The following is a 21,591-nucleotide window of genomic DNA, read 5'->3' as shown; positions in this document are numbered from 1 at the left end:
TGGCCGCCGACAACGAGATAACAACACTGCCTATGCCTCAAGATCATCGTTATTCTTTGCCTGAACGCGCTGGTGACACCCGAGTTCTGGGCCAACTGACTGGCTCAGCCTGCGCGCTGGAATGTGCCGACATCAGCGAGCGCCATGCAGGTCCGGTGATGCTTATTGCGCCCGACATGCAAAATGCCCTGCGCCTGCGCGATGAAATTCAGCAGTTCACCGACCTGAAAGTGATCAATATTTCCGACTGGGAAACGCTGCCATACGACAGCTTCTCGCCGCATCAGGAGATAATCTCCTCGCGCCTTTCCAGCCTGTACCAGCTGCCGACCCTCGAACGCGGCATCATTATTCTGCCGGTCAACACGCTGATGCAGCGGGTTTGCCCGCACGAATTCTTGCACGGCCACGCACTGGTGATGAAGAAAGGCCAGCAGCTCTCCCGCGACAAACTGCGCGCCCAGCTCGAACAGGCGGGGTATCGCAGCGTCGATCAGGTGATGGAGCACGGCGAATTCGCCACCCGCGGCGCCCTGCTCGACCTCTACCCGATGGGCAGCGACGAGCCTTATCGCATCGACTTCTTTGATGATGAAATCGACAGTCTGCGCGTGTTCGACGTCGATACCCAGCGCACGCTAAGCGAAGTGGAGCAGATTAACCTGCTGCCGGCGCACGAATTCCCGACCGACAAAAATGCCATCGAGCTGTTCCGCAGCCAGTGGCGCGAAAAGTTCGAAGTGCGCCGCGACGCTGAGCACGTTTATCAGCAAGTCAGCAAAGGCACCTTCCCGGCGGGGATCGAGTACTGGCAGCCGCTGTTCTTCAGCCAGCCTTTAAGCACGCTGTTTAGCTATCTGCCAAAAAACACCCTGCTGCTGAATACCGGCGATTTAGAAGGCGCAGCCGAGCGTTTCTGGCTCGACGCCAACCAGCGCTACGAGAGCCGCCGCGTTGACCCAATGCGCCCGCTGCTCGAGCCTGAAGCCCTGTGGCTGCGGGTGGATTCCCTGTTTAGCGAGCTGAAAGCGTGGCCGCGCATTCAGTTAAAAACGGAAGAGTTGCCGAAGAAAGCCGCCAATACCAACCTGAGCTATCAGGCCCTGCCGGACTTGTCGGTTCAGCCGCAAAACAAAGCGCCGCTAGACAATTTGCGCCGCTTTAATGAGTCGTTCAGCGGCAGTCTGGTGTTCTCGGTTGAAAGCGAGGGACGCCGCGAAACACTGCAAGACCTGCTGGCCCGTATCAAGCTTAACCCGACGCTGATCACCCGCATTGAGCAGGCCGCCACGGCGGGCCGCTACATTATGATTGGCGCCTGCGAACGCGGTTTCCTCGACAGCGACAAACAGCTGGCGCTGATTTGCGAAAGCGATCTGCTGGGCGAACGCGTCGCCCGCCGCCGTCAGGACAGCCGCCGCGCCATCAACACCGACACGCTGATCCGCAACCTCGCCGAGCTGCGCCCCGGCCAGCCGGTGGTGCATATGGAGCACGGCGTCGGGCGCTATCAGGGCCTAACTACGCTGGAAACTGGCGGTTTCACCGCCGAATACCTGATCCTGACCTATTCGGGCGAAGACAAGCTGTACGTGCCGGTTTCCTCCCTGCACATGATCAGCCGCTACGCCGGTGGCGCGGATGAAAGCGCCCCGCTGCACAAACTGGGTGGCGAAGCCTGGTCGAAAGCACGACAAAAAGCCGCCGAGAAAGTGCGCGACGTCGCCGCAGAGCTGTTGGATATCTACGCCCAGCGCGAAGCCAAAAGCGGTTTTGCCTTCAAGCATGACAAGGAGCAGTACCAGCTGTTCTGCCAGAGCTTCCCGTTCGAAACCACGCCGGACCAGGCGCAGGCTATCAACGCCGTGCTCACCGACATGACCCAGCCGCTGGCGATGGACCGTCTGGTGTGTGGCGACGTCGGCTTCGGCAAGACCGAAGTGGCGATGCGCGCCGCGTTTCTGGCGGTATCGAATAACAAGCAGGTGGCGGTGCTGGTGCCAACTACCCTGCTGGCGCAGCAGCACTTCGACAACTTCCGCGACCGCTTTGCCAATTGGCCGATTCGCATTGAGATGATGTCGCGCTTTCGCAGCGCCAAAGAGCAAAACGCGGTGCTGGAGCAGGCGGTGGACGGCAAGGTGGATATCATTATCGGCACCCACAAGCTGTTGCAGAGCGATTTGCACTGGAAAGACCTCGGCCTGCTGATTGTCGACGAAGAGCACCGATTCGGCGTGCGCCACAAAGAGCGAATTAAGGCGATGCGCGCCGATGTGGACATCCTGACGCTGACCGCCACCCCTATCCCACGTACGCTGAATATGGCGATGAGCGGCATGCGCGACCTGTCGATTATCGCCACGCCACCGGCGCGCCGTCTGGCGGTGAAAACCTTCGTGCGCGAGTACGACAGTCTGGTGGTTCGCGAGGCGATTCTGCGCGAAGTGCTGCGCGGCGGGCAGGTTTACTACCTGTACAACGATGTTGAAAACATTGAAAAAGCCGCCGACCGGCTGGCGGAGCTGGTGCCGGAAGCGCGCATTGCCATTGGGCACGGCCAGATGCGCGAACGCGACCTTGAACGGGTGATGAATGATTTCCACCATCAGCGTTTTAACGTGCTGGTCTGCACCACGATCATCGAAACCGGTATCGATATTCCGAGCGCCAACACCATTATCATTGAGCGCGCCGACCACCTCGGCCTGGCGCAGCTGCACCAGCTGCGCGGTCGCGTCGGCCGTTCGCACCATCAGGCCTATGCCTACCTGCTGACGCCGCCGCCAAAAGCCATGTCTACCGACGCCCACAAGCGCCTGGAAGCCATTGCATCACTGGAAGATCTCGGCGCAGGCTTCGCGCTGGCGACCCATGATTTGGAAATTCGCGGGGCCGGTGAGCTGCTGGGAGAAGGCCAAAGCGGCCAGATGACCAGCATCGGCTTCACGCTGTACATGGAGTTGTTGGAGAACGCCGTCGAGGCGCTGAAAGAGGGCCGCGAGCCGTCGCTGGAAGATTTAACCACCAGCCAAACCGATGTCGAAATGCGCATGCCGGCCCTGCTGCCGGAGGATTTCATCCCTGACGTCAACACTCGCCTGTCGCTGTACAAACGCATCGCCAGCGCCCGTAGCGAAGGGGAAGTGGACGAGCTGCGCGTTGAGCTGATTGACCGTTTTGGCACCCTGCCGGACGGCGCGCGCAACCTGCTACACATCGCCGTGCTGCGCCTGAAGGCCAAAGAGCTGGGCATCAAGCGTATTGAGGGCAATGAGCGCGGCGGCTTTGTGGAGTTCAGCGAGAAGAACCGCGTCGATCCGGGCTATCTGATTGGCCTGTTGCAGAAACAGCCGCAGGTATATCGCCTCGACGGGCCGACCAAGCTGAAGTTCATGATTGACCTGACGGACCGGCCAAAGCGTTTGAAATTTGTTGATGATCTACTGGAAGCCTTTAGCGAGCATCTGGTTTAACCGCTAAAAGCTTCACCCAAAGCCTGTGTCAGCCAATGCTGCCACAGGCTTTTTTATGCCTTTCTCGGTGAACAACATCATCGGTCAAAACCCTTTTTTAAGAATTCATTTACACTAACCGTGTATTTTAGACTCCAGCCAGCAAACCAAGGGATTAGCAGTGATAGGGATAATTTTACTGGCTGCCGGTAGCGCCAGCCGCTTCCGCGCCGCCGGAGGCCAAGGTAATAAGCTCAACGCCAGCCTGCCGGGCAACACATCAAGCCTCTTCGCCACGACCTTACAGCAGGCGCTGACCAGCGGATTGCCGGTGCATGTCGTCACTCGCCCTGACAACCAACAGGTGCAGGCCGAATGCGCCAAGGCTGGCGTGACCACCACCCTGCTCGACAGCGCCGGAAGTGGCGACTCCATTGCCGCCGGGGTAAAGGCTACCCAGCACTGGTCCGGCTGGCTGGTGCATCTCGCCGACATGCCTTTCGTGCCCGCCGCCCTCTTCCTGCGCGTCTCTCAGGCGTTGCAAAAAACCTGCACTGCACGCCCTTACTGGCAAGAGCAGCCGGGCCATCCGGTCGGCTTTAGCAGCATGCTGCGCGACGAGCTGCTTGCCCTGCGCGGCGACGCGGGCGCTCGCGAACTGCTGAAGAGATACCCCGCGCTGGCCATCGCCGCCGACGGCCCTACGACCTTCATCGATATCGATCTTCCCGCCCAGCTTGGTAACGCGCTTTAGACAGGAATTCTCATGCAACACCTTGATATTCAGGTTATTGAACGGGCAGGAGAATGGCTCCAGCAGCAGCCTGTGTGGCTGTGTACCGTGCTTACCACTTATGGATCTTCCCCGCGTGCGCCCGGCGCGCTGATGGCAGCGACTCGCGATGGCTCCTACTGCGGCTCGCTCTCCGGCGGCTGCGTGGAGGATGATTTTCTACAACGCATTGCCCAGGGTGAGTATCTGGCGGCCAGTCAGGTGATTCGCTATGGCGAAGGGGGCATGACGCCCAATGTCGCCCTGCCCTGCGGCGGCTCGCTCGACGTGCTGGTAGAGTATCTTCCCGCCTCGGATTCAAGCCGAGAGTACCTGTCGCGCATGGCGCAGGCCCTGCGCGGGCACTACGCCCTGAATAAAACCCTGACGCTGCCTCAGGCTTGCGACCATCTGGCGCTGACTGGCTACCACAGCCACACCAAGGTCAGCCGACAGGGCAATAATATTCAGCTACATATTGCCGCCGCGCCGCGACTGCTGATCGCCGGATTATCCAGCGTGGCCCTGTACTGCGCCGATTTCGCCTGCGCCTTGGGGTTCGAAGTGGTGGTGTGCGAATGCCGTGAAGAGGTGCTGGAGAACTTCGCCTCATTGTTGAAAGCCGATGTGAAGTTAGAACACAGCTTCCCGGCGAAATACCTTGAGGAACAGGGTTGCCACGCCAATACCGCCATCGTGGCGCTAACCCACGACCCGCGAATGGATGATTTAACCCTGATGGAAGCCGTGAACACGCCAGCCTTTTATATTGGCGCTATGGGTTCACAGCTTAACAGCGCCCGCCGTCGGGAAAGGCTACGCAATATTGCACAATTCGCTCCTGAAGATTTCGAGCGGCTGCACGCCCCCGTCGGGTTAAATATCGGCAGTAAGACCCCGGCGGAGATAGCGCTGGCAGTGATGGCCGATATTGTGAAACACAAAAACGGCACGGCCTGAAAACAAAAAAGCCTGAAGCATTTGCCCCAGGCTTTTTTCTGCGTCGAACGGCGTGCTATTAGCTGCGGGTAAGCTGCAACTGGCCGCTTTTGTCCAACGGGATTTGCGTGCCTGGATCATGGTCCATACGCACTTTGCCTTGCTGGTTGCCGATTTTATAGGTCACGTCATAACCCAGCATTTTTTCTGACTTGTCGTAAACGGTGTTACAACGCTGCTGCTGAGTGGTGTAAGTGTCACCTTCCTGCATGCTGCTTTGGACTCGGTTACCGGCGTATCCGCCGCCCAGTGCGCCCGCGATGGTCGCAACATCACGACCGCGACCGCCACCAAACTGGTGACCCAGTACGCCACCGGCGACCGCACCCAGTACGGAACCGGCAATCTGATGCTCATCCTGCACAGGGCGTCTGTGGGTAACAGTCACGTTACGGCACTCCTGGCGTGGAGTTTTCAGCGTTTCTTTAATCGGCGTCGCGCTGAGCACTTGTGCATACTCTGGGCCAGATGAAAAAACATTCATACTTGCGACAGCTGCAATACCGAGCGCAGCCGCTACACCAATACCTACGCCAGCTAACATTGACTTGTTCACAGGACATCCTCCTGAAATGTTACCACGCATTTTGTCTCCCGCTGCCGGAGTGGCTGACGCTGTACGCCAGCGTCAAGAGACAGAACCTCAAAGGGCTAAGCCGCTAGGTTGAGGGATCGGCGTGCGTGAATCGCCGTCTGTAAACAATGCAAAGTCTGCACAATGTTTCCTATTCCGACAATAAGACTCAGGGATGAAAAGGGCGGGTTTATAAGGCAGAAATGCTTGTTTAGGAGAATTCTTAGCTAGCGAAGGGATTTATATAACATCTTATGCTGAATTGAACCGACTGGCTGGCAAAAAGAAAAAAGCCTGTTAATACAGGCTTTTTGATTCATCAGTGCTTAAGGCCGTGCCCTACAGCATTAATGCAATTTCAGGCGCGGGCGAATCACTTTGTTTATGCCGCCCACCAGCATCATTAGGCCGGTTTTGGTGTAGCCGTGCAACGCTATCTGGTGCATACGATACAGAGAAACATACACGATACGCGCCAGACGCCCTTCGACCATCATCGAGCCTTTCATTAGGTTGCCCATCAGGCTGCCGACGGTGCTAAAGCGCGACAGGGAGACCAACGAGCCGTGGTCTTTATAGACATAGTCTTTCAGGCTATGGCCGTTGCGCTGCGCCATGATGTTGTCGAAGCAGCGCGACGCCATCTGGTGAGCAGACTGCGCGCGAGGAGGCACGAAGCCGCCGCTCTTTTGCGGGCATGACGCGCAGTCGCCGATGGCGAAGATGTTCGGGTCGCGAGTGGTTTGCAGCGTTGGCTCAACCACCAGCTGGTTGATACGGTTGGTTTCCAGCCCGGCGATATCTTTCATAAAGTCCGGTGCTTTGATCCCCGCCGCCCACACCATCAGGTCAGCGTCGATAAACTCGCCGTCTTTAGTGTTCAAGCCATTGGCATCGGCACTGGTGACCATGGTTTTGGTCAGCACGCGCACGCCAATCTTGGTGAGTTCCTGATGCGCCGCCGCAGAAATGCGCGGTGGCAGTGCAGGAAGAATACGCTCGCCCGCTTCCACCAGTGTGACGTTAAGCGCCTGATTATCCAGACCTTCAAAGCCATAGCTGTGCAGCTGTTTCACCGCGTTATGCAGCTCGGCGGACAGCTCAACGCCGGTCGCCCCGCCGCCGACAATGGCGATATTCACCTTCTTCTGCTTGTCAGGGTTTGCAGAGAATTTGAGGAACAAATTGAGCATTTCGTTGTGGAAACGGTGTGCCTGATGCGGGTTGTCCAAGAAGATGCAGTTCTCTTTGACGCCCGGCGTGCCGAAGTCGTTTGAGGTACTGCCCAGCGCCATGACCAAAGTGTCATAGGCGATATCACGCGCAGGCACCAGCACTTCGCCATTCTTCTCGTCGCGGATCTCAGCCAGCTGTAGGGTCTGAGCCTCGCGATCGATATTGATCAGAGAACCAATCTGGAAGTTAAAACCGTGATTCCGCGCATGGGCCAGATAGCTCAGGGCATCCACGCCGTCATCCAGACTGCCGGTTGCTACTTCATGCAGCAAAGGTTTCCATAAATGGCTGTGGTTGCGATCCACTAAGATGATTTCGGCTTTCTTCTTACGGCCCAGTTTATGGCCTAGGCTTGTCGCCAGCTCCAATCCACCCGCTCCGCCGCCAATAATGACAATTTTCTTCATAGTAGCAGTCAAATGACCCCCTCAAATGTGAACCAATTGTTATCTAAGAGTAAAATTAATATCCTTAGATTACATAGGGTTGGCTTAAGTTAATTCGGTATCTTTCCCGAGAATAACACGCGTGGTGATTTGGTCATACCAAAATTGACCTACATCAATTTAAATTCATTTGGCTAATTTTAGTTACGAAAATGGCACGGCTTTTGACCGTTTTTAATCAGGGAGTTAGCGCGCAGAAAGGCGAGAAAAAAGTCCTGCCTCAGTGGCAAGTTTAGGGGAGTTTGGTCAGGCAAAAAGTAAAAAAACGGCCGCAAATGTTATTCGCTGGCCGTTTTTTTGTTACTCGTCGAAAACTCAGGCGAGGTTTTTGAAGGCTTTGATGCGTTGCAGGTGTGGCGAGATATCTTTAAATTTGTGGCTCTGCTTATCGTCCCAGACAATCTCATAGTAATGGTGCAGCGCGCTGGCGCTGTCATTGCTGTCGAGCACGCCATCTTCGCGGGATAAAATCACCAGACAGCGATCGCGGTTTTTCTCGCGGAAATCGCTGACGCACTTGGTGGCGATGTCCAGATACTCTTCCGGGCGGTCGATTTTGCCGGTCATATTATCCTGCGGCGCAAGGTTAGGGTTGAACATCACCTGACGAATGTTACACAGGAAGCCGATACGCTCGGCCCAGAAACCGCCCAGACCCACGCCGCAAATCAGCGCCCGCTGGTCGCCGGATTGCTGAATGGCTTTATCCACTTCTTTTAACAAATGCTGCATGTCGTGACGCGGATGCAGCGTGCTGTAGCTGATGAAGCGAACGTCCGGGTCGATAAACTGGAGTTGCAGCACCTTTTCATGGTTGCCGGGGCTGGTTGAGTCAAAGCCATGCAAATAAATGATCATCGTTTTCCTCGTCCTGACTGTGCGTTGATTAGATTAGCGAGCCGACTGTTTATGCTCCTGCCAGCGGGCGTCCAGCGCGGTAAGTTCGCGGTTGGACTGCTGCCAGCGGCTGGAATTTAACAAATCGCGGCGCGCATCTTTCCCACTGTACTTGCCCCGATGGTACAGGCCAGCGACCTTCTCTGCTTTGACCGGAGACAGGTTATCTAACACGCTCACGGCTCCCTGACGGTTGTTACAAACCAAAATCATGTCGCACCCTGCGTCGAGCGATGCCTGCCCGCGCTCGGCGTAGCTGCCCATGATCGCCGCCCCTTCCATCGACAGGTCGTCGGAGAAGATAACGCCGTTGAAGCCCAGCTCTTGGCGCAAAATCTGCTGCAACCAGTAAGGCGAACCACTCGCCGGACGCGGGTCAGCTTGAGTATAGATAACGTGAGCGGGCATCACCGCATCGAGCAGCTTTTTCTCGTTGAGCTGGCGGAAAATCGCCATGTCGTGTTCGCGGATGACTGACAGCGGGCGGTCGTCGCGCGGCGTCTCTTTGTGCGAGTCAGCACTCACCGCGCCATGGCCGGGGAAGTGTTTGCCGGTGACTTTCATCCCCGCGCTGTGCATGCCGAGAATGAACTGTTCAGCCATCTCCAGCGCTTTTTGCGGTTCGGCGTGGAATGAGCGCTCGCCGATTGCCGCGCTGATGTGACCGATATCCAGCACCGGCGCGAAGCTGATATCAATGTCCATGGCAATCATCTCCGACGCCATCAGCCAGCCCGCTTCCTGCGCCAGACGTTTGCCTTCTTGCAGCTCGTTGATTTCAGCAAAAGACTGCGCGGCGGGAATGCGCGTAAAGCCTTCGCGGAAACGCTGCACTCGGCCACCCTCTTGGTCGACCGCCAGCACCAGACGCTCTCTGGATGCCTCGCGTATTTGGCGAATCAGCTCGTGCAGCTGGTCCACGTCATGGTAGTTACGGGTAAACAGAATCAGGCCGCCAACCAGCGGGTGTTGCAAAATCTCGCGCTCTTCAGCATCCAGCTCATAGCCGGCAACGTCTAACATTACTGGGCCCACGTCGTTTCTCCTTTATTTATTATGCTTGCTACCGGGAATGGCACTGGTGAATAGGCTCTCACGCAGCGGCTGCGCCCAGTCTGTAAATAGCCGATCGCCGGTCTGCTGCCAGCGAACTTCAAACCACATCAACATTAAGTACTCTACCCACGGGGTCCAACGGCGAATTTGCTGCTGTAGACGCCGGGTCTCTTTATTGCCGCCATAGCCGCCAGCGGCAGCATAAGCTTGTAGAAAATATTGCTGCTGCTCGCCGCTCCAGCCATTGCCGCGAAACAGCGCCGCCAGCTCTAAAGCGACGTCGCCGTCGGCGGCGTACTCCCAGTCAATCAGCCGTAGCCCCTGCTCACCGTCCACCAGATTGCCGGGGTGAATGTCCATATGCATCACCGCCAGCTTCAATGGCTGTGGCTCGGGCTGGCGCATAAAGCGCTGGTGCAGGCGTAGCCAATCGGGAGTCAGGCGCGAACGGTCGATCTGTTGCCAATAGCGGGAAAATTGCTGGTGCAGTTGCAGCCGATGCCCACTGGGCGGCAGCCGCTGTAGCGCGACGACCCTTTGGCTTATACGCTCCACATTATGCGGACTAGAAAAAAATCCCGGCGCGCAGGGTTCGCCATTCAGCCATGTCACCACCAGCCACGGCGGGGAGATGAGGCGGGTTTTTGGCGCTATATTCAAGGGGGAAACATGACGCAGCAGGTCGTGCTCGCGACGGCGATTCACTCCCAGCGCGGCCTTGTCAGCCGACTGCATGCGCGCCAACAGCGTTTGGCCCACCGTCTCGATTTTCCAGCTTTCGCCCGTCAGCCCCGTCACCGGACTTAAATGACAACCGGCGGAAAAGACCGCCGGAAGTTGTTGTGCTAAGCGCTGCTCGAGTGAGGCCTTAATGCTGGACGGCACCGTTGCCCGACCACACAATTTCGCCACTCGGCACGGTCATCATCTGCATTTTTAGCGTCGGTGACTTCACATCGCCGGTCACCGTGCTGTACAGCACGTACTGGGCGTTAACGTAGCGCGCCAGGCCAATGGCCTTGCTGCGCGAACCCAGACTGTCGTCAACCGACAGGCCTAACGCCTGCTTGGCGCTGGCTAACTGGGTATCAGGAACCACCTGGAATTTGTTATTGGTGGCCAGCGCATTGTGTAGCGCCGCCGTGGCGTTGGCTACCTGCAGAGATCCGTTAGTGCTGTTTTTCACGCTGTCGAGCAGCAGCACGCTACCCGCCTGAACGCCATCGGCCTGCAGCATTTTCGCTACCATCGGTTGAACGCTGGCATTCCAATTAATGGTCTGCTCTTTCGGCGGCTGCGGCACGGTTTCTGGCGGCGGCGGCACTTCAGTTTGCGGTTTCTCTGGCTCAACCGGGGTGACTGGCGCGGTTGGCTGCTCAGGCTGCTGCTGCTGTTTGTTTGGCAAGGTACAACCACCGAGGATCAGGGCGGCAAAGGCCACCATGAGGAAATACTTTTTCATCAACCTACTCCGTAGAGGAAATTAAAGGTAGAGGTGAACACGCACCCTGTAGGCATCAAGATTGCCATTCAGGGAGGAGATGGTGAGATCGCTATTGGCCGGAACGGTAATGGTTCTGGCTTCGGCAATAGGGAGTAAATCCAGCCCCTGCTTGTCATACCAATAGAAACGATAGTGCAAGGTCACGGCGTGAGGCTGACTGTTGCTCAGCACGCTGCTGGCTTGTTTACGCCCACCGACTTCGGAAATAGACGGCGAGCTTGGGATGATCCCCGCCGTCAGCACCGGCGATTCCATGATGACGGTCTGCTGATTGTTTAGTGCAATATGCGGGTCACTGCTACAACCCATCAGTAATACAACGGGTAACAACGCCATCAAAAAACGCATGGTACTTCCTTTTGACAAAGGGCTTTATGAAAACAAAGCGTTATGGACGCACCAACATCGGGCCAAGCTTACGGCCGCCAACCAGGTGCATATGAATGTGATAAACCTCCTGACCACCATCGCGATTGCAGTTCACAATCAGGCGATAACCGTTTTCAGCGATGCCCTCCTGCTCGGCAATTTTAGCCGCGACGGTCATCATGCGGCCCAGCGCGGCTTCATGCTCGGTCGTCACGTCATTCATGGTCGGGATTAACACGTTAGGAATGATCAGGATATGGTTGGGTGCCTGAGGAGCTATGTCGCGAAACGCGGTGACTAACTCATCTTGATAAACCACGTCCGCAGGGATCTCACGGCGGATAATTTTGCTGAAAATTGTCTCTTCGGCCATCTTGCCACTCCTTATCTTAGTCAAAAGCAATGCCACCAGTATGAGTGACAATTTCTATTCCTTTCAACCTGATTACGCTTTTTAAACCTCAATTGGCTTAGAAAGCGCCATCCCTCGCCCGAAATGCCGTTTTGCCCGATAACAGACATGAAAAAAGGAGGCCGAGGCCTCCTTTTCTACTCCTGCTCACCGCTAATCCGTGGATTAGTTGTTGCGCATGTATTCGTCCATATCCGTTTTCAGGTTATCAGACTTAGTACCGAAGATTGCCTGAACGCCCGAACCCGCGACGACCACGCCTGCTGCACCCAGTTTCTTCAGGCCAGCCTGATCCACTTTGGAGACATCAGCCACGCTAACGCGCAGACGGGTGATGCAAGCATCAAGGTTAGTGATGTTCTCTTTACCACCGAACGCCTGAACCAGAGAAGCGGACATTTCTGAGCCACCCTGAGCAGATTGTTCGCTGCTGCTCTCTTCGCGACCTGGTGTTTTCAGGTTCAGTTTCACAATCAGGAAACGGAAGATGCTGTAGTAAACGATGGCATAGATGATACCCACCACTGGGAACAGCCAGATACGGCTGCTGTTGCCGCTCAGCACGATGAAGTCAATCAGACCGTGTGAGAAGCTGGTACCGTCACGCATACCCAACAGGATACAGATTGGGAAGGCCAGACCTGCCAGAATCGCGTGGATTGCGTACAGGATTGGTGCCACGAACATGAAGGAGAATTCGATTGGCTCGGTGATACCGGTCAAGAATGAAGTCAACGCAGCGGAGATCATGATGCCGCCAACTTTAGCGCGGTTTTCAGGTTTCGCTGAGTGCCAGATAGCGATCGCAGCCGCTGGCAGACCATACATTTTGAACAGGAAGCCACCAGACAGTTTGCCCGCAGTTGGGTCACCCGCCATGTAGCGAGGGATGTCACCGTGGAACACCTGACCGGCTGAGTTCACGTATTCACCGATTTGCATCTGGAATGGAACGTTCCAGATATGATGCAGACCGAATGGAACCAGAGCACGCTCAACCACGCCGTAGATGCCGAAAGCAACCACTGGGTTCTGGTAAGCCGCCCATTGGGAGAAGGTCTGGATAGCCGTACCCACTGGTGGCCAGATGAAGGACAGCACCACGCCCAGGAAGATAGCAGCCAGGCCGGAAATGATTGGGACAAAGCGTTTGCCCGCGAAGAAGCCCAGGTACTCAGGCAGCTTGATGCGGTAGAAGCGGTTGAACATGTAGGCTGCAATCGCACCTGCAATGATACCGCCGAGAACGCCGGTGTCTGCTAAGTGTTTAGCGGCAATTTCTTCCGCCGGTAAGTGCAGTACCAGTGGCGCAACCACTGCCATGGTTTTCACCATGATGCCATAGGCTACTACCGCCGCCAGTGCAGAAACACCGTCGTTGTTAGTAAAGCCCAGTGCTACACCGATGGCGAAAATCAGCGGCATGTTGGCGAAGACTGAACCACCAGCTTCGGCCATAACGTGGGAAACGATCATTGGCAGCCAGCTGAAGTTTGCCGACCCGACGCCAAGCAGAATACCTGCGATTGGCAGTACGGATACTGGCAACATCAGCGATTTACCCACCTTTTGAAGGTTTGCAAACGCGTTCTTAAACATAATTGAGTGTGCTCCTGAGTAATGATGCTTTAGATACTTCTCACGGCGTCCGCTTATATGAGTCCGCAAACTGCCGCGTTGCAAGGTTATGAAAACCCTTGACGTTCAGGGTGTCTAAGCACCCCTTTGAATTTTTACGAAGGGTAAAATAATTCCCTTTTTTAATGTTTGATGGCAGTCACGTTTTATTGAAAAAAGACGGCAAGTGCGTTTAAAAATGAGACATTCGTTAAAGAAAATCTCAAATTAGTCGCGTTAAGCAGCCTAAAACGGATGTGCACATTACCCGTTCAGGCCATTAATTACGAGCCGTAAAATAATTCCAGTGAATGTGACTGCTTTTTAAGGCTAGCTCAGGGAGGAAGTGTTGAGATGAAAAAGGCGTGAAAAGTTGGCGGTTGTGGCTTCAGCCAGAGCGTCCAGACTCACCCCTTTCAATACGGCCATATACTCAGCCACGTCGCGAACATAGGCTGGCTGGTTCTCTTTACCACGGTGCGGAACCGGCGCCAGATAAGGCGAGTCGGTTTCAATCAGCAGGCGATCCAGCGGCACATAGCGAGCCACTTCGCGCAGCTGTTCGGCATTACGGAAGGTGACAATCCCTGAGAAGGAGATATAAAAGCCCAGATCCAGTAAGAACTCCGCCGTCGGCAGGTCTTCCGTGAAGCAGTGCAGCACGCCGCCGCACTCACCGGCTTTCTCATCGCGCAGGATATCCAGCGTGTCCTGTCGCGCGTCGCGCGTATGCACAATCACCGGCTTGTTCAGCTCGCGGCCCACGCGGATGTGATGGCGGAAAGACTCTTGCTGCAAGGCAATCTGCTGCTCTTCTTTCTGGTAGAAGTAGTCGAGGCCCGTCTCACCCATGGCAACCACTTTCGGGTCCGCCGCCAGCTGGCGCAGCTCGTCGAAATCATAACCACCATCAATGTTCAATGGGTGTACGCCGCAGGAAAACGCCACTTCCGGGCGATCGCCAATCAGCTGGGTCATGGCACGGTAGCCCGGTAAAGTGGTCGCCACCGCCAGCATAAACTTCACGTCACGCTCACGGGCTTTTTCTACTACTGCATCCACGCCGCTGTGCAGCTCGTTGTAATCCAGACTGTCGAGATGACAATGGGAGTCGACTAAAAACATAATATTTAACTCTTTACGATGGTTTTGGCAGGTCAGCGCGCCGATGAAATGACGCGCTGCTGAATAATCTTTCGGACTTAATTAGCCCAGCAGCTGTTCCCACTCGAGCAATTGCTCGGTGAGGATAAGCTCCCGGTTGACGCCAGTAATGGTCAGCAACTGCTGGCCGCAGTGCATCCAGCCCTGCACGCTTTTCTGCAATGAATCATTGGCTTGCAGATGGGCAATCTGGCTAATCAAATTCTGTTGGTCGTGATTGATGATGAACTGTCCGGCGTTTTGCTGCCATTTAATGGCGTCGAGCAGCAGTGAGCATAGCCACTGCACGCGCTCGCCGACGTCATCATGATTAAGCTGCGGCAGCAATGAGAGCATATCCCGCTGCTGGCAGCTTTCGGCCAACTGCTGGCACAGCGCCACTCGCTGCTTCCAGCGCTCGGGCTGCAACAGCGCCTGAGCCGATAGCGGCGTACCGTTGCCAAGCCTGAGAGCAGTTTTAATAGCTACCGGATCGGCGCTCAGTTGGCGATTGAGCCACTGCGCCGCCAGATTTTCGTCTGGCGTCGCCAAATGCCAATACTGGCAGCGGCTGCGCAAAGTCGCCAGCAGGCTGGCCGGTTCGGTGCAACCCATCAGGAAATAGGTTTTCACCGGCGGCTCTTCCAGCGTTTTCAACAGCGCGTTGGCCGCCGCCTCGGTCAGCAACTCGGCGTCGGGCAGCCAGACCACTTTCGCCCCACCCTGCTGAGAATAGTTGTAGAGCGTTTCAATCAGTTGACGGACGGGATCAATACCGAGCGAATTCTTGCCTTTTTCTGGCGTTAACACGTGCCAGTCAGGATGGTTTCCGGCAATCATCAGTTGGCAGCTGTGGCAGGTACCGCAGCTTTTCTCGCCGTCTTGATGCTGGCACAGCAACCAGCGGCTCAGTCCGTAAACCAGAGCGTCCTCGCCCATACCGCGCGCCGCGTGCATCAGCAAGGCATGGTGGCCCCGGCCAGATTGGTATTGGCTCACCAGTTGACGATAAGGGGCGCTCAGCCACGGATACCATGTCATTGCGCTTCGCCCTGCTGCTCGGCAAACCACTGTTGCAAAGTCTGCTGAATAGAGGCCGTGACCTGCTCCAGAGGCTGCGAAGCGTCAATGGTTTTGATCCGCGAGTCTTGCGCTACCAGACTAAGGTAGCGCGCGCGCGTCCGCTCAAAGAACGGCAGAGCCTCTTTCTCAATGCGATCCAGCTCGCCGCGCGCGCTGGCGCGTTGCAAACCAATTTCAGGCGGCAAGTCGAGATACAGCGTCAGATCAGGACGGAAGTCCCCCAGCGAGATATCACGCAGCGAGCGCATCAGCTCAGGGTCGATGCCACGACCGCCGCCCTGATAAGCTTGCGAAGAGAGGTCATGACGATCGCCCACCACACAGGCTCCACGCGCTAAGGCGGGCATAATAACGGTTTCCACCAACTGCACGCGGGCGGCGTAGAGCATCAGCACTTCGGCTTTCACCGTCGGCTTGTCGTCGTCAACGCCGCGTTTAAACAGGTCGCGCAGTTTTTCAGCCAAAGGCGTCCCGCCCGGCTCGCGGGTGAAGACAATCTCCTCGACGCCGAGTTGGCGAAGTTGGTTTACCACGACGTCGCGCGCCGTGGTTTTACCGGCCCCTTCCAGACCTTCAATAACAATAAACTTACTTTTCATTCTTATTTTTCAATGCCTCGCGATACACACGCACCGCTTTATTGTGATTTTCGAGGTTAGTCGTAAAGGTGTGGCCGCCTTTGCCGTCAGCCACAAAATAGAGGTAATTGGTCGTTGCCGGATGAGCCGCGGCTTCGATCGAGGCTTCGCTCGGCATCGCGATTGGCGATGGCGGCAAACCAGAAATTACATAGGTGTTGTAAGGCGTCGGCGTCTCCAGATCTTTACGGCTGATGTTACCTTTGTAGCTCTCACCCATGCCGTAAATCACCGTGGGGTCAGTCTGCAAGCGCATGCCAATGCGCAAACGGTTGATAAACACCGAAGCCACTTCCGCGCGCTCCTCTTTGACCGCCGTCTCTTTTTCAATAATAGACGCCATGGTCAGCATATCGGTTGGCGTTTTATAAGGCAGTGAATCAGCCCGGCCTTTCCAAATAGTGTCTACCGTCTTCTCCATATGCTGGTGAGCGCGCTTGAGCAGAGACAGGTCAGTCATGCCCGCGGTATAGAGATAAGTATCAGGATAGAGCCAGCCTTCGGCGTTTTTGGTGTCGGTCATGCCCAGCGCGGCGGCAATTTCTTCGCCGGTTTTGCCACTCAATTCATGTTTGAGATAGCCCGCGTTATCCAGCACTTTCATCCAGTCACTGAGTTTAAAGCCTTCCACCAGACGCACGCTAAACTGCGCCTCTTTGCCACTTCTCAGTAATTCGAGCATTTGGCGAACCGTCATGCCTTTTTCAAAGCGATAGGTCCCGGCTTTGAAATTACTCAGCTCCGGCTCAATGCGCAGCAGCCAAGAGAAGTAGGGATTTTTTTGCATTATCTGGTGCTTCACCAGAAGGGTTTCCAGCACCACGCGGCCCGTACCGGCAGGCAGAGTAAAGATAGTCTCACTACTGACATTGATCGGGCGATCGCCAAAAGTTTTCACTTTATGGTAACCAAAAGCCAGCGCAGCAAGCAGAATGACGATAATAAGAGCAAGGATTTTGAGTTTTTTATTCTTCATAAATGTTCACTTCTGATGCGCTGGTTTAACAAACCTGATGTAAAAAGTCGTTCAAGGTTGACGACGTAAAATGCCAATCTTCTACCTGACGCACCGGCATAAAGGGCATCAGGGCATTACAAATAATCACTTCGTCTGCATCGCTCAGGGTCTGTGGCGGCTCTGAAACCACGGAAACGCTAAACCGGCCACTTTGCTCAAGCAACGCAATAATATGGTTACGCATCACGCCAGACACCCCTGACAGTGACAGATCGGGGGTAAAAACCTTCTCCCCTTTGCGCCAGAAAAGATTGGCGGCACAGCATTCTACCAGCATCCCGGCGGTATCAACCACTAGCGCCTCTTGGGCATCTGTTTGGTCAAGGTGAAGACGTACCATCACCTGCTCGAGGCGGTTAAGATGCTTAATACCGGCTAACAGCGGGTTTTGGCTGAGCGCCACTGGGCTAAGGGCCAGTTTAATGCCTTGTTCGCGCCATGCGTGATAGTGCGCCGGATAATCAGAGGTGGAGATAATTCGCGTCGGCGAATCGCAGCCTTGAGGGCTATAGCCCCGACCGCCTACTCCGCGCGTGACCATCACCTTGAGCACAGCTTCGTCGCGCAGGCTGGCGGCGTGGACCATTTCGGCCTCGAGCAATGCCCAATCCACGCCCGTAATCATCAAACGCTCGGTCGCGGCTTTTAGCCGGTCGAGGTGCGCTGACAGCAGCTTTACCTTCCCCTCTGAGATATGGGCCGTTGTAAAGCTGCCGTCACCAAATTGTGCAGAGCGATCCCCTGCTGGCAATAAATGGGTCGAGACACCGTTAATCCACATTACTTACTCCCGCTGTGACGCTTGTGAGCCAGTCCCCTGCGAAGCCTGAGGCAGTTCGCTTAGCCTATCAAGTAGAGCATTCCGACTTTATACCGCGAGTATCAGATAACAAAAAGGCCCGAATATCGGGCCTTTCAGACATCTTCAACAGGCTGGGAATATCCCGTCAGACTTTACGGAAGACCAATGAACCATTGGTGCCGCCAAAGCCAAACGAGTTACACAGCGTGTATTCCATATTGCTTACCTGACGAGCTTCGTGCGCCACAAAGTCTAAATCACAACCTTCATCTGGATTATCCAGGTTAATGGTTGGAGGCACAGCCTGATCGCGCAGCGCCAGCAGGGTAAAGATGGACTCTACCGCCCCAGCCGCGCCCAGCAGGTGGCCGGTCATAGACTTAGTTGAACTCACTAGCACGCGCTGTGCATCAGCACCAAACACCGATTTAACGGCTTGGGCCTCGGCTTTATCTCCGGCGGCGGTAGAAGTACCGTGCGCGTTGATATAGCCAATCTTAGAGGCGGCAATGCCAGCATCGCGCAAGGCATTTTCCATCGCGAGAGCGGCGCCAGCGCCATCCTCAGGAGGAGAAGTCATATGGAATGCGTCGCTGCTCATACCAAAACCAACGATTTCAGCATAAATCTTCGCACCGCGCTTTTTCGCGTGTTCGTACTCTTCCAGCACCATAATGCCAGCGCCATCGCCAAGTACGAAACCATCACGTTCTTTATCCCACGGACGGCTCGCCGCCTGCGGATTATCATTACGCGTAGATAAAGCACGTGCAGCGCCAAAACCGCCAACGCCCAATGGGGTACTGGCCTTTTCGGCACCGCCGGCTAGCATGACGTCGGCATCATCATAAGCAATGATTCGCGCGGCATGACCAATATTGTGAACACCAGAAGTACAAGCTGTGGCAATTGAAATGCTCGGTCCACGTAAGCCAAACATAATGCTCAGATGACCGGCAATCATGTTTACGATAGTGGAAGGAACGAAAAATGGGCTAATTTTGCGGGGTCCGCCGTTAACCAATGAAGTATGGTTTTCTTCGATTAGACCGAGACCGCCAATACCTGAACCTATCGCCGCACCAATTCGCGGGGCGTTTTCGGCAGTGACTTCAAGCCCAGAGTCTTGCATCGCTTGGATGCCGGCAGCAATGCCGTACTGGATGAAGGCGTCCATTTTGCGGGCATCTTTGCGCGAAATGTACTCTTCACAGTTAAAATCTTTTACTAAGCCAGCAAAACGCGTTGCAAAGGCACTAGTATCAAAATGGTCGATTAGGCTAATGCCACTCTGACCGGCAAGGAGAGCGTTCCAAGTGGACTCTACAGTATTGCCGACAGGAGACAGCATGCCAAGTCCAGTCACTACAACTCGACGCTTAGACACGTTGTGTCCTCCAGGGAGGGAAAATTGATACGGTGGGTCAGAAAAAACTTAGGCGGTCGAATGACCGCCTAACTATCTAAACTAAAAGCAGATTAGCTTACTGCTGGCTAGCGTTGATAAAATCAATAGCTGCCTGAACAGTGGTGATCTTTTCAGCTTCTTCGTCAGGGATCTCGGTATCAAACTCTTCTTCCAGAGCCATAACCAGCTCAACGGTGTCGAGAGAATCAGCGCCAAGGTCGTCTACGAAAGACGCAGCATTAACTACTTCTTCCTGTTTAACACCCAGCTGTTCAACGATGATTTTCTTAACGCGTTCTTCGATAGTGCTCATACTCTTAAATTTCCTATCAAAACTCGCTTTCGCGATGGTTTTCGTAGTGTATAAAATGTTGAAAAAGATGCAACTAAATCCCGGCTGGTCAAACCACGAATTTGCTCTATTTTGCGGTTTTTACCGCAAATAACGCAAATAGTTTCGTAATTTTTAAATCATGTACATGCCGCCATTGACATGTAATGTTTCACCAGTGATGTAGCTGGCCTCATCAGAGGCTAAAAAAGCAACTGCGCTAGCAATTTCTTTGGCATCACCCAACCGGTTGGCTGGAACTGATGACAAAATGCCTGCGCGTTGATCATCTGTCAACGCCCTTGTCATGTCCGTCTCAATAAAGCCGGGAGCAACGACGTTGACAGTAATGCCGCGTGAAGCCACTTCACGCGCCAAAGACTTGCTAAAACCGATTAACCCGGCTTTAGCTGCCGCGTAGTTCGCCTGCCCTGCGTTACCCATAGTCCCAACAACAGAACCAATTGTAATGATCCGGCCAAAACGCTTTTTCATCATAGCCCGCATTACTGCTTTTGACAGCCGAAATACTGAAGTCAGATTCGTATCAAGAATATCCTGCCACTCGTCATCTTTCATTCGCATGAGAAGGTTATCACGTGTGATACCGGCATTATTAACTAAAATGTCAATTTCGCCAAATTCAGCTCGAATCGTAGCCAATGTTTGTTCGATCGATGCAGAATCAACCACATTCAGGGCGATGCCCTTGCCGTTTTCACCTAAATATTCGCTAATTGCAGCCGCGCCGCTTTCGCTTGTTGCAGTACCAATGACTTTCGCGCCACCGGCAACCAACTTTTCTGCGATAGCACGACCAATGCCACGGCTTGCGCCTGTGACGAGGGCAATTTTACCTTCGAAGCTCATGATGTTCCTCTTATTCTTGTTCGAGCGCAGCAGTCAGGCTGGCAGTATCATTTACGGCCGCTGCTGTTAAAGTATCAACAATACGTTTAGTCAGGCCGGTAAGAACTTTACCTGGTCCAACTTCAACTAAATGTTCAACGCCCTGCGCTGCCATGAATTCGACAGATTCAGTCCAGCGAACCGGGTTGTAAAGCTGACGAACCAGCGCGCTGCGGATAGCTTCAGGCGACGTTTCAACTTTGACATCCACATTGTTCACAACCGGATATTGCGGCTCGCTAAAAGTGACGTTCTCAAGCGCAACGGCCATTTTATCGGCAGCAGGCTTCATCAGCGCACAGTGAGACGGCACGCTAACAGGCAGAGGCAGTGCGCGTTTTGCACCGGCGGCTTTACAAGCAGCACCCGCGCGCTCAACGGCTTCTTTATGCCCGGCGATAACCACTTGGCCCGGAGAGTTGAAGTTAACTGGCGAGACTACCTGCCCCTGTGTCGACTCTTCACAAGCTTTGGCAATAGCGTCGTTGTCCAGGCCAATAATGGCGGACATCGCGCCAGTGCCTTCTGGCACGGCTTCTTGCATCAGTTTCCCGCGCAGTTCAACCAGCGAAATAGCCTGTTTGAAGTCCAGCACGCCAGCACAAACCAGAGCGGAATACTCGCCCAGACTGTGACCGGCGAGATAAGCAGGCTTCGCGCCATTGCTTTGCTGCCATACGCGCCAGATAGCGACAGACGCCGCCAGCAACGCAGGCTGGGTCTGCCAGGTTTTATTCAGTTCTTCTACAGGCCCCTGTTGTACCAGTTCCCACAAATTGTACCCTAGCGCAGATGAAGCCTCTGCAAAGGTTTCCTCAACAATCGGATGCGCAGCCGCTAAATCAGCCAACATCCCCAAGGCTTGAGAGCCCTGCCCAGGAAAAACAACTGCTATTTTTGTCATTTTGATTATCCTGTTAAA

21 protein-coding genes are annotated in these 21,591 nt (G+C 54.9%); 3 read left to right on the top strand and 18 right to left on the bottom strand.

All coding sequences use genetic code 11. The annotated features are described in order from the left end of the window. The first annotated feature begins 32 nt into the window (after positions 1–32). The 3 genes from mfd (at position 33) to ACT3RR_RS06360 (ending at position 5,187) form a co-directional block, all read left to right on the top strand. Complete coding sequence (mfd, locus tag ACT3RR_RS06370) at positions 33–3,476, top strand: transcription-repair coupling factor (protein ID WP_353503991.1); 3,444 nt, start codon at positions 33–35, stop codon at positions 3,474–3,476. Positions 3,477–3,636: 160 nt separating this feature from the next. Continuing rightward, positions 3,637–4,209, top strand: coding sequence for a nucleotidyltransferase family protein (locus tag ACT3RR_RS06365; protein WP_441656044.1), 573 nt, complete (start codon positions 3,637–3,639; stop codon positions 4,207–4,209). Positions 4,210–4,221: 12 nt separating this feature from the next. Beyond that, complete coding sequence (locus ACT3RR_RS06360; RefSeq protein WP_496199966.1) at positions 4,222–5,187, top strand: XdhC family protein; 966 nt, start codon at positions 4,222–4,224, stop codon at positions 5,185–5,187. Positions 5,188–5,245: 58 nt separating this feature from the next. On the opposite strand, the gene ACT3RR_RS06355 is transcribed toward ACT3RR_RS06360, so the two are convergent. The 18 genes from ACT3RR_RS06355 to fabD form a co-directional block, all read right to left on the bottom strand. Continuing rightward, entirely contained in the window at positions 5,246–5,782 is a 537-nt protein-coding gene (locus ACT3RR_RS06355) for a glycine zipper 2TM domain-containing protein (protein ID WP_034791349.1), read from the bottom strand. Between the two features lie 365 nt (positions 5,783–6,147). After that, the gene (locus ACT3RR_RS06350) at positions 6,148–7,455 is read right to left on the bottom strand and encodes an NAD(P)/FAD-dependent oxidoreductase (protein WP_353502535.1); all 1,308 of its coding nucleotides are present in this window, start codon (positions 7,453–7,455) and stop codon (positions 6,148–6,150) included. A gap of 342 nt (positions 7,456–7,797) precedes the next feature. After that, entirely contained in the window at positions 7,798–8,340 is a 543-nt protein-coding gene (ycfP, locus tag ACT3RR_RS06345) for an alpha/beta hydrolase YcfP (RefSeq protein WP_185689774.1), read from the bottom strand. A gap of 33 nt (positions 8,341–8,373) precedes the next feature. Continuing rightward, positions 8,374–9,414 (bottom strand): beta-N-acetylhexosaminidase, encoded by a 1,041-nt coding sequence (gene nagZ, locus ACT3RR_RS06340; protein ID WP_496199965.1) that lies wholly within the window; start codon positions 9,412–9,414, stop codon positions 8,374–8,376. Between the two features lie 12 nt (positions 9,415–9,426). After that, a complete protein-coding gene (locus ACT3RR_RS06335; protein WP_496199964.1) occupies positions 9,427–10,320 on the bottom strand; it encodes a phosphotransferase in 894 nt (297 codons plus the stop codon). Next, entirely contained in the window at positions 10,304–10,897 is a 594-nt protein-coding gene (gene lpoB, locus ACT3RR_RS06330) for a penicillin-binding protein activator LpoB (protein WP_353502539.1), read from the bottom strand. The genes ACT3RR_RS06335 and lpoB overlap by 17 nt, the downstream gene beginning before the upstream one ends. 21 nt (positions 10,898–10,918) lie before the next feature. Next, the gene (locus tag ACT3RR_RS06325) at positions 10,919–11,287 is read right to left on the bottom strand and encodes a YcfL family putative periplasmic lipoprotein (protein WP_353502540.1); all 369 of its coding nucleotides are present in this window, start codon (positions 11,285–11,287) and stop codon (positions 10,919–10,921) included. A gap of 40 nt (positions 11,288–11,327) precedes the next feature. After that, positions 11,328–11,681, bottom strand: coding sequence for a purine nucleoside phosphoramidase (gene hinT, locus ACT3RR_RS06320; protein WP_353502541.1), 354 nt, complete (start codon positions 11,679–11,681; stop codon positions 11,328–11,330). A gap of 204 nt (positions 11,682–11,885) precedes the next feature. Continuing rightward, entirely contained in the window at positions 11,886–13,319 is a 1,434-nt protein-coding gene (gene ptsG, locus ACT3RR_RS06315) for a PTS glucose transporter subunit IIBC (protein ID WP_353502542.1), read from the bottom strand. Between the two features lie 348 nt (positions 13,320–13,667). Next, positions 13,668–14,462: a metal-dependent hydrolase gene (locus ACT3RR_RS06310; protein ID WP_485901212.1), complete on the bottom strand. Its 795-nt coding sequence runs from the start codon at positions 14,460–14,462 to the stop codon at positions 13,668–13,670. Positions 14,463–14,543: 81 nt separating this feature from the next. Further along, positions 14,544–15,521: a DNA polymerase III subunit delta' gene (holB, locus tag ACT3RR_RS06305; protein WP_496199963.1), complete on the bottom strand. Its 978-nt coding sequence runs from the start codon at positions 15,519–15,521 to the stop codon at positions 14,544–14,546. Next, on the bottom strand, positions 15,518–16,162 hold the full coding sequence (gene tmk, locus ACT3RR_RS06300) for a dTMP kinase (protein WP_496199962.1): 645 nt from the start codon (positions 16,160–16,162) through the stop codon (positions 15,518–15,520). The genes holB and tmk overlap by 4 nt, the downstream gene beginning before the upstream one ends. Then, a complete protein-coding gene (gene mltG / locus ACT3RR_RS06295; protein ID WP_496199961.1) occupies positions 16,152–17,177 on the bottom strand; it encodes an endolytic transglycosylase MltG in 1,026 nt (341 codons plus the stop codon). The genes tmk and mltG overlap by 11 nt, the downstream gene beginning before the upstream one ends. 25 nt (positions 17,178–17,202) lie before the next feature. Beyond that, entirely contained in the window at positions 17,203–18,000 is a 798-nt protein-coding gene (pabC, locus tag ACT3RR_RS06290; protein WP_496199960.1) for an aminodeoxychorismate lyase, read from the bottom strand. Positions 18,001–18,166: 166 nt separating this feature from the next. Then, positions 18,167–19,408: a beta-ketoacyl-ACP synthase II gene (fabF, locus tag ACT3RR_RS06285; protein WP_486033229.1), complete on the bottom strand. Its 1,242-nt coding sequence runs from the start codon at positions 19,406–19,408 to the stop codon at positions 18,167–18,169. Between the two features lie 97 nt (positions 19,409–19,505). Next, positions 19,506–19,742, bottom strand: coding sequence for an acyl carrier protein (gene acpP, locus ACT3RR_RS06280; protein ID WP_015690190.1), 237 nt, complete (start codon positions 19,740–19,742; stop codon positions 19,506–19,508). A gap of 153 nt (positions 19,743–19,895) precedes the next feature. Then, positions 19,896–20,630, bottom strand: a complete 735-nt coding sequence (fabG, locus tag ACT3RR_RS06275) for a 3-oxoacyl-ACP reductase FabG (RefSeq protein WP_034791377.1) — start codon at positions 20,628–20,630, stop codon at positions 19,896–19,898. A gap of 10 nt (positions 20,631–20,640) precedes the next feature. Then, positions 20,641–21,573: an ACP S-malonyltransferase gene (fabD, locus tag ACT3RR_RS06270; protein WP_496199959.1), complete on the bottom strand. Its 933-nt coding sequence runs from the start codon at positions 21,571–21,573 to the stop codon at positions 20,641–20,643. Between the last annotated feature and the right edge of the window lie 18 nt (positions 21,574–21,591).

Origin of the sequence: Ewingella sp. AOP8-B2-18 (assembly GCF_052376015.1) — a bacterium.
Classification (GTDB): domain Bacteria; phylum Pseudomonadota; class Gammaproteobacteria; order Enterobacterales; family Enterobacteriaceae; genus Ewingella; species Ewingella allii.
This window is presented reverse-complemented; position numbering and strand designations above follow the sequence as displayed.